16 protein-coding genes are annotated in these 14706 nt (G+C 37.2%); 13 read left to right on the forward strand and 3 right to left on the reverse strand.

From position 1 onward, the window contains the following. Positions 1-149: 149 nt before the first annotated feature. The 3 genes from Y7E_RS0107515 (at position 150) to Y7E_RS0107525 (ending at position 2171) form a co-directional block, all read left to right on the forward strand. Positions 150-470, forward strand: a complete 321-nt coding sequence (locus tag Y7E_RS0107515) for an ArsR/SmtB family transcription factor (protein WP_017150669.1) — start codon at positions 150-152, stop codon at positions 468-470. Positions 471-539: 69 nt separating this feature from the next. Further along, positions 540-1466 carry a DMT family transporter gene (locus tag Y7E_RS0107520; RefSeq protein ID WP_017150670.1) on the forward strand — a complete coding sequence of 309 codons (927 nt, stop codon included), beginning with the start codon at positions 540-542 and terminating at the stop codon, positions 1464-1466. A 171-nt stretch (positions 1467-1637) separates the two neighbouring features. Then, complete coding sequence (locus tag Y7E_RS0107525) at positions 1638-2171, forward strand: BofC C-terminal domain-containing protein (protein WP_017150671.1); 534 nt, start codon at positions 1638-1640, stop codon at positions 2169-2171. Between the two features lie 16 nt (positions 2172-2187). On the opposite strand, the gene Y7E_RS0107530 is transcribed toward Y7E_RS0107525, so the two are convergent. Then, positions 2188-3132: an iron-hydroxamate ABC transporter substrate-binding protein gene (locus tag Y7E_RS0107530; protein WP_017150672.1), complete on the reverse strand. Its 945-nt coding sequence runs from the start codon at positions 3130-3132 to the stop codon at positions 2188-2190. A 190-nt stretch (positions 3133-3322) separates the two neighbouring features. On the opposite strand from Y7E_RS0107530, the gene ruvA reads away from it, so the two are divergent. From ruvA to yajC, 6 genes are read left to right on the forward strand one after another with little or no spacing between them, the layout of a single operon-like run. Further along, the gene (gene ruvA / locus Y7E_RS0107535; protein WP_017150673.1) at positions 3323-3940 is read left to right on the forward strand and encodes a Holliday junction DNA helicase RuvA; all 618 of its coding nucleotides are present in this window, start codon (positions 3323-3325) and stop codon (positions 3938-3940) included. 5 nt (positions 3941-3945) lie between these two features. Beyond that, the gene (gene ruvB / locus Y7E_RS0107540) at positions 3946-4947 is read left to right on the forward strand and encodes a Holliday junction branch migration DNA helicase RuvB (RefSeq protein WP_017150674.1); all 1002 of its coding nucleotides are present in this window, start codon (positions 3946-3948) and stop codon (positions 4945-4947) included. Then, positions 4944-5144 (forward strand): DUF2905 domain-containing protein, encoded by a 201-nt coding sequence (locus Y7E_RS0107545; RefSeq protein ID WP_017150675.1) that lies wholly within the window; start codon positions 4944-4946, stop codon positions 5142-5144. Before ruvB ends, Y7E_RS0107545 begins: the two co-directional genes overlap by 4 nt. An 18-nt stretch (positions 5145-5162) precedes the next feature. Beyond that, positions 5163-6215: a tRNA preQ1(34) S-adenosylmethionine ribosyltransferase-isomerase QueA gene (queA, locus tag Y7E_RS0107550; RefSeq protein WP_017150676.1), complete on the forward strand. Its 1053-nt coding sequence runs from the start codon at positions 5163-5165 to the stop codon at positions 6213-6215. Positions 6216-6229: 14 nt separating this feature from the next. Then, positions 6230-7369 carry a tRNA guanosine(34) transglycosylase Tgt gene (gene tgt / locus Y7E_RS0107555; protein WP_000125373.1) on the forward strand — a complete coding sequence of 380 codons (1140 nt, stop codon included), beginning with the start codon at positions 6230-6232 and terminating at the stop codon, positions 7367-7369. Positions 7370-7396: 27 nt separating this feature from the next. Next, a complete protein-coding gene (gene yajC / locus Y7E_RS0107560) occupies positions 7397-7657 on the forward strand; it encodes a preprotein translocase subunit YajC (RefSeq protein ID WP_017150677.1) in 261 nt (86 codons plus the stop codon). A gap of 33 nt (positions 7658-7690) precedes the next feature. On the opposite strand, the gene Y7E_RS0107565 is transcribed toward yajC, so the two are convergent. Beyond that, entirely contained in the window at positions 7691-8074 is a 384-nt protein-coding gene (locus Y7E_RS0107565) for a TIGR04086 family membrane protein (protein ID WP_017150678.1), read from the reverse strand. 114 nt (positions 8075-8188) lie between these two features. Here Y7E_RS0107565 and Y7E_RS0107570 point away from each other — a divergent pair, with 114 nt between their 5' ends. Next, a complete protein-coding gene (locus tag Y7E_RS0107570) occupies positions 8189-8833 on the forward strand; it encodes a DUF421 domain-containing protein (RefSeq protein WP_017150679.1) in 645 nt (214 codons plus the stop codon). A gap of 40 nt (positions 8834-8873) precedes the next feature. Here the strand turns inward: Y7E_RS0107570 and spoVB are convergent, their stop codons facing one another. Beyond that, positions 8874-10433, reverse strand: a complete 1560-nt coding sequence (gene spoVB / locus Y7E_RS0107575; protein WP_017150680.1) for a stage V sporulation protein B — start codon at positions 10431-10433, stop codon at positions 8874-8876. A gap of 218 nt (positions 10434-10651) precedes the next feature. Here spoVB and Y7E_RS0107580 point away from each other — a divergent pair, with 218 nt between their 5' ends. From Y7E_RS0107580 to Y7E_RS0107590, 3 genes are all read left to right on the forward strand, one after another. Next, positions 10652-10936 carry a post-transcriptional regulator gene (locus Y7E_RS0107580; protein WP_017150681.1) on the forward strand — a complete coding sequence of 95 codons (285 nt, stop codon included), beginning with the start codon at positions 10652-10654 and terminating at the stop codon, positions 10934-10936. A gap of 358 nt (positions 10937-11294) precedes the next feature. Continuing rightward, positions 11295-13559: a protein translocase subunit SecDF gene (gene secDF / locus Y7E_RS0107585; RefSeq protein WP_017150682.1), complete on the forward strand. Its 2265-nt coding sequence runs from the start codon at positions 11295-11297 to the stop codon at positions 13557-13559. 198 nt (positions 13560-13757) lie between these two features. Continuing rightward, positions 13758-14651, forward strand: a complete 894-nt coding sequence (locus Y7E_RS0107590) for a cation diffusion facilitator family transporter (protein ID WP_017150683.1) — start codon at positions 13758-13760, stop codon at positions 14649-14651. Positions 14652-14706: the final 55 nt, after the last annotated feature.

Below are 14706 nucleotides of genomic sequence, written 5' to 3' on the forward strand. Positions count from 1 at the left end.
GAATTGTCGCCCAACTTCACTTTTTTGTGGGTTAAAATATCAGAACATTAGATTAATTTATTTACAAATCCCTTCAATAAGATTAAAATATAAATGGTAATATATTACACAATATAGTGACTATATGAAATGGTAAGGATGAAAAGAATATGGAACATTTTGAATGTAAAAATACAGAGGTTGTTTTGGAGAAATTTAAATTAACAACACCTATATTTCAGGCTTTGGGAGATATAAATCGTCAACAAATTATTATGATGTTACTTGAAAATAAAAGTCTGAATGTAACTCAAATAACAGATAGAATGGGCATTTCAAGGCCTGCTGTTTCTCATCATTTGAAAATTTTAAAACAGGCGGAATTAATTACAGCTGATCGAAATGGAAAAGAGATATTTTATGCTATAAGTGCACGAGAATTTTTAAAGCAAATTAAGGATTTGATTGTAGCAGTAGAATCAAACTACTAATTTTTTTTAGCCTTTAAGTTTACGAGTTTAAACATTTGAACTTGTTTTTGGTGGAAAGGAGCAATAAAGGTGAACAGTAAAAACCGTATGTATGTATTAATGTTACTCGTTCCTTTGTTTTGGGGTGGCTCTTTTGCAACGGCAGAGCATGTTATTACAGAAATTCCTCCGCTCGTTGCAGCGACAATTCGCTTTGCATTAGCTGGAGTTACTTTAGTGGCGATTGTTCTAGTTAAATCTGAGTGGAATATGAGCGTGTTAAGTAGAAACTGGAAAGGTTTATTATTTGTATCCTTAACTGGTATTTTTGGATATAATGCATTTTTCTTTATGGGACTTTATTATACTTCTACGATGAACGGCTCATTAATTATTGCCACAATGCCAGTGTTTGTTACAATGGGAGCGATTTTGTTTTTTAAAGAAACATGGAGTGTGAAAATAGCAATAAGTTTAATCTTATCTCTTATAGGTGTCATTATTGTTATTACGAAAGGCTCATTACATACACTTATATCTTTGTCGTTTAATAAAGGAGATCTATTGTTTATAGCTGCATTAGCTTGTGGCGTGTTATACAGCTTAACTGGAAAGGCAGTGATGAAAGGTGTTTCGCCTTTGTTGACGACTATGAGTATGACTGTAATAGGAGCTGTTTTTCTAGCAGGTCTTTCTGTTTTTGAGGGAGGATGGGAGAAAGTTCCGGCGCTCTCTATACAAGGATGGCTTGAGATGTTGTATATGGTCGTGTGTGGAACGCTAATTGGCTATATAGTATTTAATAAAGGTGTAGAAGAAATTGGAGCAAGTAAAGCAAGTATGTATTTAAATATCACACCTATAGTTGCAACTTTAATTGCAGTTGTTTTATACAAAGCAACAATTACATGGCAACAGTTACTTGGAATGGTAATTGTGCTAGCAGGGGTTTATATTGCGACGGTTCAAACGAGTAAAAATAAAAACATGTCTCTACATGATCAAAGGAATTTGTGATATCAGAAATTTACTCTGATACTATTTGGTGTACAAAATGGCGATTTGTTCGAGAGTTTGCATATTCTATAATTCTCAATAAATGATATCTACTCTTCCTATGGATAAAACTTCTACTTCGGGAAAAACTACAAATAGAAGTTTTATTTTGCTTAGAAGAGGTGAAAATAAATGAAATTCATGATGGTTGCAGTTCAAGTCGTAATCGCTATGTTTTGTTTATATCATGAATCAAGTGTGATTGCTGCGGCTTCTGTACCAGAGGTCACGCAAAAAGAACCTCAAGTTACGATTCTATTAGAGCGTATGTATTTAGATGGAGAAGTAAGTGAGGAAATTTTTACTGAAAAAGTAGCAAACTTAGAACAGTTTCTTCAGCAGTATAAAGAATGGCAACTTGTCGACCGTGATGATACACAAATTGTATTGCAAAAAAAGGTAGATGATATTTCACCACTACTTAAAACGAGTGGGTATTTTGGTGTTTCCGATGAGGGGATACTGCAAATTTTTAATGGTGTGCCAAAAAGTGATAATGCGATTCATTCATTTTTTCAAATTGATATGAAAAAGCTAGAAAGTTATGAACGGGCAGAGCTGAAACGTGGTATTCGTATTAAGTCAAAAGAGCGTTTTTTGAAGACGATTGAGAAAATGAAGCAGTATGCAGTGCAAAATAAGAAAAACAGCAGCAGCTCGGGATGAGCTGCTGCTGTTTTTCTTATTTGTTCTTATCTAAAATTTGTTTTGCAATTTCATCAATTAGCATATCTTTTCCAATTGGGTTGAATGCTTTTGTGTTAAAGACTTCATTGCTTACTTCGTAAACATGATTATTTTTTACAGCTTTGTTATCTTTCCAAACAGTACTGTTTTTGTAGTCATCAAACACTTTATCTGCTTCGCCGCCAAAGTTTACAACAAACATTTGATCAGGCTGGAATGCAACAAGACCTTCTAATGATACTTGTGCCATCGTTTGTTTTAAATCTGTACCTTTCGTTGCAGGAAGTTTTAAGTCGTTAAAGATAATATCACCATATCCGAAGCTGCCGTATACACGGAAGTTTTGCGGTGTTACAGCAAGGAACATGAAGTTTTCATCTTTTGTTTTCTCTTTAATTTTTTTAGATAAGGAAGCTGCTTTTTTATCGTAGTCTGCAATCCATTTATCTGCCTTTTTCTCTTCGTCAAATAGCTTGCCGACTTCTTTAAATTTACCGCGCCAGTTTTCTAAGTTTGTTTCTAAGACAACTGTTGGTGCAACTTTTGCTAATTGATCATAAATTTTCAATTGACGGTTGTTTAAAATGATTAAATCTGGTTTTAAAGCAGTAACCGCTTCTAAATCAACCTTAGGTGCCCAGTACCAACCAACTGCTTTTACACCTTTTAGTTTTTCTTGCAAATGATCTTGAATTTTATCTTTATACGTGTTAGCTGTACCAACAGGTTTATGACCAAGAAGTAATAGTTCTTCAGATGATCCAGATAAATCAACGATTTTCTTTGGATTTGTTGGAATCTCGATTTCTCCTTTAGCGTGTTTTACAACTTTTGTCTTCGGTTGTTCTTTTGCTTGTGTGTCTTCTTTTTTAGCGGAGCAACCAACAATAGCAAGAACAACAAGAATGAGAGTAAATAGAATAGATAAATTGCGTTTCATTTTGATGTAACCCCTTTAATTAATATTGATAATCATTATCGACTTTGTAATATTAATTTGCTTTATATCGTTCTGTCAATATATAAAAAATGGAAAAATGAAACGGAGAACATTTGTTGGGGCAGTCTCGCTTTTCTAACGTTAAGTATGTTAAAATGGAATACATGATTTGAGAGGGAGAGATCGTATTTTGTTTGAATATGTTACAGGTTACGTGGAATATGTAGGACCAGAATATGTCGTTCTTGATCATAATGGAATTGGCTATCAAATTTTTACGCCAAATCCGTATGTATTCCAAAGAAGTAAGCAAGAAATTCGTGTATATACATATCATTATGTGAGAGAAGATATTATGGCGCTTTACGGATTTAAGACACGTGAAGAGCGTTTATTATTTACAAAACTTTTAGGTGTATCAGGCATCGGACCAAAAGGTGCACTTGCCATTTTAGCTTCTGGTCAAACAGGACAGGTTGTTCAAGCGATTGAACATGAGGATGAAAAATTCTTAGTGAAATTCCCAGGTGTCGGCAAGAAAACAGCACGCCAAATGATTTTGGATTTAAAAGGGAAATTAGCTGATGTTGTACCAGATGCATTTGTTGATTTATTCTCAGATGTAGAACGTTTCGACGAGAAGAAAGGTTCATCAGCTGAGCTTGATGAAGCGCTTGAAGCACTTCGTGCACTTGGCTATGCAGAAAGAGAAGTAAATCGCGTTGTACCGGAGTTATTAAAAGAATCACTTACGACGGATCAATATATTAAAAAGGCACTTAGTCTTTTACTAAATGGTAAGAGGTGAGTAGAATGGACGAACGTCTCCTCTCAGGAGAATCGGCACATGAAGATGCGGACTTAGAATATTCGTTACGGCCACAGACGCTCCGTCAGTATATTGGCCAAGATAAGGCAAAGCATAATTTAGAAGTGTTTATTGAAGCGGCGAAAATGCGTGAGGAGACATTGGATCACGTACTATTATATGGGCCGCCAGGACTTGGTAAAACGACGCTTGCAAATATTATCGCTAATGAAATGGGTGTTAATATTCGAACAACGTCAGGTCCAGCAATCGAGCGTCCAGGGGATTTAGCGGCAGTGTTAACAGCGCTTCAACCTGGTGATGTATTATTTATTGATGAAATTCATCGTCTGCACCGATCAATTGAAGAAGTATTATACCCGGCAATGGAGGATTTCTGTCTTGATATCGTCATCGGTAAAGGCCCAACGGCGCGTTCTGTACGTCTTGATTTACCTCCATTTACACTAGTTGGTGCAACAACACGCGCAGGTGCGTTATCAGCGCCGCTTCGTGACCGTTTTGGTGTATTATCACGATTAGAGTATTATACAGTAGACCAACTTTCGGCAATTGTTGAACGTACAGCGGAAGTATTTGAAGTTGAAATAGATTCTTTGGCAGCTTTAGAAATCGCAAGGCGTGCACGCGGTACGCCACGTATCGCAAACCGTTTACTAAGACGTGTACGTGACTTCGCACAAGTTCGAGGCGATGGAACGATTGCGATGGAAATTACACAAATGGCATTAGAGCTCTTACAAGTAGATAAACTAGGTCTTGATCATATTGACCATAAGTTACTGCTTGGAATTATTGAAAAGTTCCGTGGAGGTCCAGTTGGATTAGAAACAGTTTCGGCGACAATTGGAGAAGAGTCTCATACGATTGAAGATGTGTATGAACCATATTTACTCCAAATTGGGTTTTTACAACGAACGCCGAGGGGAAGAATCGTAACGCCACTTGCTTATGAACATTTTGGAATGGAGATGCCACAAATATGACGGATATGCCAAAGCTGCTTATTACAGCTGGTATTCTTCTCATTGTCGTTGGATTAGCTTGGAAGTTCATAGGGAGACTTCCAGGCGATATTTTTGTGAAAAAAGGAAACGTTACCTTTTATTTTCCGATCATTACATGTATTGTGTTAAGTATTGTATTATCTTTTATTATGTATATAATAAATCGATTTAAATAGAAATAGGTGGATACAGTTATGGATATTAATCTGTTTGATTTTCATTTACCAGAAGAACTCATTGCACAAACGCCGCTTGAAGAGCGTGAAACATCAAGATTAATGGTGTTAGACCGTGAAACAGGTGATATCGAGCATAAGCATTTTACTGACATTCTTTCTTATTTACATGAGGGTGATTGTTTAGTTTTAAATGAAACGAAAGTTATGCCTGCTCGTTTGCATGGTGTGAAAGAAGACACAGGTGCACATATTGAAGTGCTTCTTTTAAAACAAGAAGATGGAGATAAGTGGGAAACGCTTGTGAAACCAGCTAAACGTGTAAAAGAAGGAACTGTCATTTCTTTTGGTGAAGGAAAGCTAAAAGCAACTTGCATCGGAACGGCTGATCAAGGTGGTCGTCAGCTTGAGTTTTCGTATGATGGTATCTTTTATGAAATTTTAGATGAACTTGGAGAAATGCCGCTTCCTCCATATATTAAAGAAACGCTAGAAGATCGCGATCGTTATCAAACGGTATATGCGAAGGAAATCGGTTCTGCAGCGGCACCAACAGCGGGGCTGCATTTTACAGAAGAGCTATTAGAAAAATTAAAACAAAAAGGTGTTCAATTAGCGTTTATTACACTTCATGTTGGTCTTGGTACATTTAGACCAGTTTCTGCGGATACAATTGAAGAACATCATATGCATGCGGAGTATTATCATATGTCAGAAGAAACGGCAGAGTTGTTAAATCGTGTGAAAGAGAACGGTGGTCGTATTATTACAGTTGGTACAACGTCAACGCGTACGTTAGAAACGATTGCTACAGATCACGATGGCAAACTATGTGCGGCGTCTGGATGGACGGATATTTTTATGTATCCTGGCTATGAATTTAAAGCAATTGATGGTTTAATTACAAACTTCCATTTGCCAAAGTCAACATTAATTATGCTTGTAAGTGCATTTGCAAATAGAGAAAATGTCCTTCATGCTTATAATGAAGCAGTAAAAGAAAAGTATCGTTTCTTTAGCTTCGGTGATGCGATGTTCGTTGCGTCTCATGCTAAAGTAAGAAACAAATAAAAAGGAGTAAATCTATGACAGCAATTCGTTATGAATTTATTAAAACATGTAAACAAACGGGTGCCCGTTTAGGTCGCGTCCATACACCGCACGGTTCATTTGATACACCGACATTTATGCCAGTTGGTACACTTGCTACAGTTAAAACAATGTCACCAGAAGAGCTAAAAGCAATGGATTCAGGCATTATTTTAAGTAATACGTATCATTTATGGCTTCGTCCAGGTCACGAAATTGTACGTGAAGCAGGCGGTTTACATAAATTTATGAACTGGGATCGCGCAATCTTAACGGATTCCGGTGGTTTCCAAGTATTTAGTTTAAGTGACTTCCGTCGCATTGAGGAAGAGGGCGTTCATTTCCGTAATCACTTAAATGGAGACAAGTTATTTTTATCACCAGAGAAAGCGATGGAAATTCAAAATGCATTAGGTTCAGATATTATGATGGCATTTGATGAGTGTCCTCCTTTCCCAGCTACTTTTGAATATATGAAAAAATCTGTGGAACGTACGAGCCGTTGGGCAGAACGTTGCTTAAAAGCACACGAACGCCCACAAGATCAAGGGTTATTTGGTATTGTACAGGGTGGAGAGTTTGAAGAGCTTCGTCGTCAAAGTGCGAAAGACCTTGTTTCGATGGACTTCCCTGGTTATGCAGTAGGTGGATTATCAGTTGGGGAACCGAAGGATATTATGAACCGTGTGCTTGAATTTACAACACCGCTTCTTCCGGATAATAAACCGCGTTATTTAATGGGAGTAGGATCCCCTGACTCATTAATTGATGGTGCAATTCGTGGTATTGATATGTTTGACTGTGTACTTCCAACTCGTATTGCTCGAAATGGTACATGTATGACAAGTCAAGGTCGCCTCGTTGTGAAAAACGCGAAGTTTGCAAGAGACTTCGGTCCGCTTGATCCAAATTGTGATTGTTACACATGTAAAAACTACTCTCGTGCGTACATTCGTCACTTAATGAAATGTGATGAAACGTTCGGAATTCGTTTAACGTCTTATCACAACCTTCATTTTCTGTTAAACTTAATGGAGCAGGTGAGACAAGCCATTCGTGAAGACCGTCTTGGTGATTTCCGTGAAGAGTTCTTTGAACAATATGGCTTTAATAAACCGAATGCTAAAAACTTCTAATACATAATTTAAAAGGAGGAACAAAAGATGAATCCAGGTATGATGAATATTGTCATGATTGTTGCGATGTTTGCGATTTTCTATTTCTTATTAATTCGCCCACAGCAAAAGCGTCAAAAGGCAGTAGCTCAAATGCAAAGTGAACTACAAAAAGGTGACGCTATCGTAACAATCGGTGGCTTACACGGTACAATTGAATCAGTAGATGACACTACGATTGTAATTAAATCTGGTGGTTCACACTTAACATTCGATCGCAATGCGATTCGTGAAGTTGTGAAGAAGTAATAGTCAAAAGCCCTGCTTAATAGCAGGGCTTTTTTAATTCGAGCGTTTCGTCATGTTAACGCCGAATATACCACCAATTGTACTTGCCCCCATTAACGCAAGTTGATAGAGAAGTTGTGAGTTGGAGAGAGCGTGTGAGAAGCCTAAGTAGCTAACGAGAAAAACAAGAATTGTAAAGGTGAGTCCGGTTGTGAAGCCGACTAACCATCCTCTTCCTTGTGCCTTTTTACCAGCGATAAAACCAGAGATGAGAGCAGAGAGAATCGCAAATATGAAAAGAGTGATTGCTAATGTTCCTTCATTAATGTTTGTGAATTTTAATAAAAGCGCAATCACCATGCTTGTAACAGAGGCAAGTATTAATAAAGTGATAATGCCAAAGCCGATTGCCGTAGATAATTTTTTTGTTCCATCCATGGGACATTCCTCCTTTTTAATACAAACATATTTTCATTTCTTGTAAGTTAGACTAGTTTCTTTTTTGCTGGTTAAACTACACCTTAGAAGAAATGTGTAGAAAGGGGATTAAAGATGGAACTATGGGGAATTGCTCTACGAACAGTGTTACTGTATTTTATTATGCTAATTATTTTTCGTGTTATGGGAAAGCGCGAAATCGGAGAACTAAGTATCTTAGACTTAGTTGTCTTCATTATGTTAGGAGAACTTGCTGTATTAGGGATTATAGATGCTGATCGTCCTATGTGGGATCAAATTGTTCCTATGGTAGTAATTGTAGTGATCCAGATTGTATTAGCATATGCTTCTCTCAAAAGTGGAAGGATACGACATTTAATCGATGGTGAACCAGCCATTATTGTTCGGAAGGGGAAAATTGATGAGAAACAAATGCGAAAGCAACGTTATAACATGGACGATTTATTAATGCAGTTAAGAGAAGGAGGAGTTGGTGATATCCGTGATGTCGAATATGCTATTTTAGAAGCTTCAGGAAAACTGTCTGTATTTCATAAACCAAATAAGGATAATACGTTAGTTTTTTCATTTCCTCTTATTATTGATGGAGAAATTCAACATTCACATTTACAGATGATTGACCAAACAGGTGAATGGCTTGTGGAAAAGTTGAAAAACATAGGGTATAAAGATGTAACGGAGATTTTATATTGTAGCTTTCAAAATGGAGAGTTTTTTGTGGATTTGAAAGATAAGTAAGAAGCTTACCGTTAAAAAAGTAAGCTTCTTATTTGTATAGTTATTTCAAAAATGATAGTTTCCTGATGATCGGGAGACGCCGTAATTCGTCTTTACGAATGAGTTTGAAAATGAGAAGAAGCAGTGTATAAAGGATAGTAGTTAAGGTGATTTCCCATAATGTTTGCATGCCAAGTGAATGTGAAAAAACGATATATTTATGAAGATAGAATCCAAAAGCTCCTGCAACGGCAATCGCAATTCCACCGAAAATATAATCTCTTATATAAATCGTGAACGTAATTTTTTTTAAGATTGTGGCGTAGTGAAGGAACGTTACAGTCACAATATTAGCGGCGATTGCAAGTGCAACCCCCATCATTTGAAATTCCGGACGTGAAGCTAATGCGAAAATAACGAGCAGTTTTACAATGGCTCCGATAAATGTGTTCATCATCGCGGCACGTGCCAAGTTTAAAGCTTGTAAAACAGATGTAAGAGGACTTTGGAAGTAGTGAAATAAAAAGCAAGGTGCAAGTAATTGAATGAATGCAGTTGCACTATCCGAACCGTACATGAGAGTTAAAACAGGTGAGGCAAATACATAAAGAATAACGACTGACCAGCCTCCAGTAATTAAAGAAATACGAAGTGCTTGTTGCAAGCGATGTTCCACTAATTGATGCTGTTTTTTTGCCATTGCTTCACTAATGGATGGTACGAGTGCTGTAGAAAGAGCATATGTAATAAAGGCTGGTAGTGATAAGAGAGGAAACGCATAGCCATTTAATATGCCGTATTGCTGCGTAGCAACTGAAGCAGCGACACCAGCTATCGCTAAGCTTTGCATAACGACAATTGGTTCAAAAAAATAAGAAACCGATCCAATTAAGCGACTCCCTGTAGTTGGAAGTGCAATTTCCATAAGTGAATGAAAAGTGTGTTTACTTTCTTTAACAGTACTTAGAAAATCAGTTCGTATGGAAAGATGTTTTTCACGCTGGAATAAAGTGAGTAAAAATAATAAAGAAGCGACTTCCCCAAGAACAGCTGATAGCATTGCGCCTGCAGCGGCGTATTCAACACCGTAAGGTAAAAATAGACGAATACATATGGCAATAATGGTAATGCGGACAACTTGTTCTAACACTTGTGCATATGCACTCGGTTTCATATTTTGTTTTCCTTGGAAATAACCACGTAAAACAGATGAAACCGCAATAACAGGAACGACAGGTAAAATGGCCATTAGTGGATAGTACGTTCTTTTATCCGTTAGTAATGTTTCAGCTAAAATAGGGGTTAGAAGCATGATTGCGATTGTTAAGATAATACTAATAACGGATGTAACAGCTAATGATACTGTTAATATTTTCTTTACTTTTTGTTTGTCATTTACTGCTTCCGCCTCTGCGACGAATTTTGCAATAGCAACAGGAAGCCCGATTTGTGTTAACGTAATTGCTAAAATAAAGGTGGGGACAGCCATCATATAAAGACCTACGCCTTCTTCTCCTAAAATACGTGCCATTACAATTCGATTTATGAACCCGAGAATTTTTGTAATAAAACCAGCTAGCATTAAAATAAATGCACCTCGTAAAAAGCTTTGTCTCGTCATGGTCTTCTCCTACCTTCTCAAAATCAGTGGAATGATTTACAATAATTTATATGCACGTATGAGACAAGAATGACAAGCATTTAAGAAGAGGCGCTTATAAAGAAAAACTTTTAGGGGAAAGGGCAGAGCGATGAAAACTCTTAAAGGCAGTTATTGCTGTCCATTAGAGCGGGATGAAAAACGACTTTTCGTGCTGAAATAAAAAGGAGATGTGATGTATGATTGAAAAAGAAGATTTGGTAGAAGCTTACCGCGGACAGTTACAAGTCGTTTTAGAAAGCAAAGTAGAAGAATTTCAAATGATTGGCTATGACCGAGTGACGACCGAGGATATTTGGAAATGTTTAAAAAGCAAAAAGTGGAAAAAGGTAGCGAGTGACGTTAGATTGTATGAGCTTGTGAATGATGTGCTAACATTAACAGCAAATGAGTACATGACATACTTAACAGTAGAAGCATATCAAGAACCACTTTGGTCATTTGAAGAATATGAAAATAAATAACCGGCTGTAATTGGTTTGTTCTTCCTTTTGCAGTATAATGATAGGTATTGATAAAGAGGAATGTTATATGTCAGAGATTTTAAGTAAAGGAGGTAGAAAGCAGAAGTCATACTAATTTGTAGTAAGATATAGGGTGTTTGTGCGTCTAAGACGTAGAACTGAGGTTTTACCTATATGACTAGTAGCATACTAGTAACAAAATGCTAAAAATTCACAGAAAGGAAGCCTACTAACTAGACAAACGCATAAATGTAGAGGAATGCCTGTGAATAAACAGAAATGATTGTTACAGGAAATTGTCTAGCGTAAATGAATGATGTGATTTGTTTATGGTTTTAGTAGCAGAAAGAAGGTACATATGGCAAAGCGTAGTACTAGAATCGTCGCGTTCTTTCTCATCGTTTTACTAATCGGTGGAATTATTGGTGCGACGGGCAAGAACATAACAAAAGGAATTAGTCTTGGACTAGACCTTCGTGGTGGCTTTGAAATTTTATATGAAGTAAAGCCAGCGAAAAAGGGTGATAAAATTGATCGAGACGCACTTGTAAGTACAGTAGGTGCTCTTGAAAATCGTGTGAATGTTCTCGGTGTAAGTGAGCCGAACATTCAAATTGAAGGAGAAGATCGAATTCGTGTACAGCTTGCTGGCGTAAAAGATCAGCAAAAAGCACGTGAAATTTTATCTACTCAAGCGAAATTAACATTCCGTGATGTGAATGATAACCTTCTCATGGACGGAACAGATTTAAAAGGCGGGGGAGCGAAGCAAACGTTTGATGATCAAGGTCGACCAAGCGTTGGACTTACATTAAAAAGTGCTGAAAAATTCCGCGAAGTAACTGAAAAAATATCTAAAATGCCGCCACCAACAAATTTAATGGTGATTTGGCTTGATTTTGAAGAAGGTAAAGATTCTTATAAAGCAGAATCTGCAAAACCTAATCCGAAATTTTTATCAGCAGCAACAGTAAACCAAGTATTTAACCAAGCGGAAGTATCCATCGTTGGAGGAAACTTTACTGTTGAAAGTGCGAAGCAGCTTTCAGACTTATTAAACGCTGGTGCGCTTCCTGTTGATTTAAAAGAAATGTATTCAACATCTGTTGGAGCAAAATTTGGTCAACAAGCATTAGAGCAAACGATTTTCGCTAGTGTAATCGGTATTGCTATAATCTTCTTATTTATGCTTGTATTCTACCGCTTGCCAGGACTTGTAGCGGTTATCATGTTAGGTTTATATATTTTCGTAACATTGCTTGTCTTTAACTGGATGCATGCAGTCCTTACGTTACCGGGGATTGCGGCGTTAGTGCTCGGGGTTGGTATCGCGGTTGACGCGAATATTATTACGTATGAGCGACTCAAGGAAGAATTGCGAATTGGTAAGTCCATGATGTCTGCATATCGCGCGGGTAATCACCGTTCGTTAGCAACGATTTTAGATGCGAACATTACAACAATTGCAGCGGCTGGTGTGTTATTCGTTTATGGTAATAGCTCTGTAAAAGGATTTGCGACAAGTTTAATTGTCAGTATTTTAGTCGGTTTTATTACGAACGTATTCGGTACTCGTTTCTTACTTGGATTACTTGTAAAAAGCCGTTACTTCGATAAGAAAATGTCTTACTTTGGTGTGAAACAGAAAGAAATTCTTCCGTTGTCAAAAGGTGTAGAGCATGCACCAACTAGATTTGATCGTATTAACTTTGTGAATATTGGGCATAAGTTCTTCTTATTCTCGATTGTGGTTGTAATCGCTGGAGCGATTATATTACCGATTTTCAAGCTGAATCTTGGAATTGATTTTGAAAGTGGTACACGTATTGACTTGCAATCTAAACAAGCGATTAGTGTTTCACAAGTGCACAAAGATTTACAAGAGCTAAAAATTGATGTAAAAGAAGAAGATATTGTACCAACTGGAGATGACAATAAAGGATTTGCTGTTCGTACGTTAGGCGTTTTATCAAAAGATGAAATTTCGAAAGCAAAAACATTCTTCCACGATAAATATGGGACAGATCCAAATATAAGTACAGTTTCTCCAACAATCGGGAAAGAGATTGCACGAAATGCATTTATCGCAGTTATGATTGCCTCAGCGGTTATCGTTTTATATGTAAGTATTCGTTTCCGTTTCACATATGCGTTATCTGCTGTAATCGCATTGTTACATGATGCATTCGTTATGATTGTTGTGTTCAGTATCTTCCAATTGGAAGTAGATTTAACGTTTATTGCGGCGGTATTAACAATCATTGGTTATTCGATTAATGACTCGATTGTTACATTTGACCGAAACCGTGAGCTATACAAACAGAAAAAACGAATTCGCGACTCGAAAGATTTGGAAGAAATTGTAAACTCGAGTATTCGTCAAACAATTGGTCGTTCTATAAATACAGTTCTAACGGTGTTGTTCCCAGTTATTGCGCTGCTTATTTTCGGTAGTGAATCACTGCGAAACTTCTCACTTGCATTAATGGTTGGACTAGTTGTAGGTACGTACTCTTCTATCTTCGTTGCTTCTCAAATCTGGCTAATGCTTGAAAATCGCCGATTGAAAAAAGGAAAAGGTACGAAAAGAGAAAATACAGAAGTATCTGAACCACAAGTGTAAAAATTAAGACGAAAAGATGATGCCTCTTTAGAGGCATCTCTTTTTTCGTTTGCGGATACACTAAAGTGACACTTTCTTTACTGGTTTTTGCTAAAGGTTAGTAGAGCCAATCTCGAGGAGGACTGGAGGGAAGTGGTAGTTCTACCATTATTTTTGCTACAATAAAAAGGTAGTTTGAGAAAAGAAGGGATTTCGTTTATGGAAAAAAATGAACGTTTTAAACAGGCGGAGTTTGGTGCCATTGTTGGAATCGTTGGTAATATTGTATTAGCGGTTATAAAGGCGGTAATTGGATATATTGGGAACAGTAAGGCGCTTTTGGCAGATGCGGTTCATTCAGGTTCTGATGTGATTGGCTCATTAGCTGTGTTTTTCGGGTTACGTGCAGCAAAGCAACCACCCGATGAGGATCATCCTTATGGACATGGAAAAGCGGAATCGATTTCAGCGATTATTGTCGCAGTTTTGCTATTTATTGTAGGGATTGAAATTGCGATTTCTTCTATAAAGGCTTTTACACAAGAGCTTGAACCACCAAAGGGAATTACGATTTATGCGGTTATTCTTTCTATCGTGGTGAAAGAAGGAATGTTTCGGTATAAGTATCGATTAGGGAAACGGGTAAACAGTGATGCAATTATTGCAAATGCATATGAGCACCGTTCGGATGTATTCTCTTCAATTGCAGCTTTAATCGGGATTTGTGCAGCAATTATTGGAAATAAACTAGGTTTAGAGTGGCTTGTGTATGCCGATCCGGTTGCGGGATTGTTTGTTTCACTTCTTGTTGTGAAGATGGCCTGGAGCATTGGCGGAGAATCAATTCATACCACACTTGATCATGTCCTTCATGAAGAAGATGTCATTCCGTTAAGAGAATCCGTTCTTCAGGTAGAGGGTGTTAAAAAAATTGGTTCCCTATATGCGAGAGAACATGGTCATTATGTCATTGTTGATATTAAAGTGTCTGTTGATCCATATATCACAGTAGAAGAGGGACATCGCATTGGGAAGCATGTAAAAGAGGTGTTGATGCAGCAAGATAACGTACAAAATGTTTTTGTGCATATTAATCCGTATTCTCCGGATTAATATGGTTTTCTTCTATAATTAAATAGATTTTTATTTAATTATAGAGATGTTCAAT

The organism is Bacillus bingmayongensis (genome assembly GCF_000299035.1).
GTDB classification, from domain to species: Bacteria; Bacillota; Bacilli; order Bacillales; family Bacillaceae_G; genus Bacillus_A; species Bacillus_A bingmayongensis.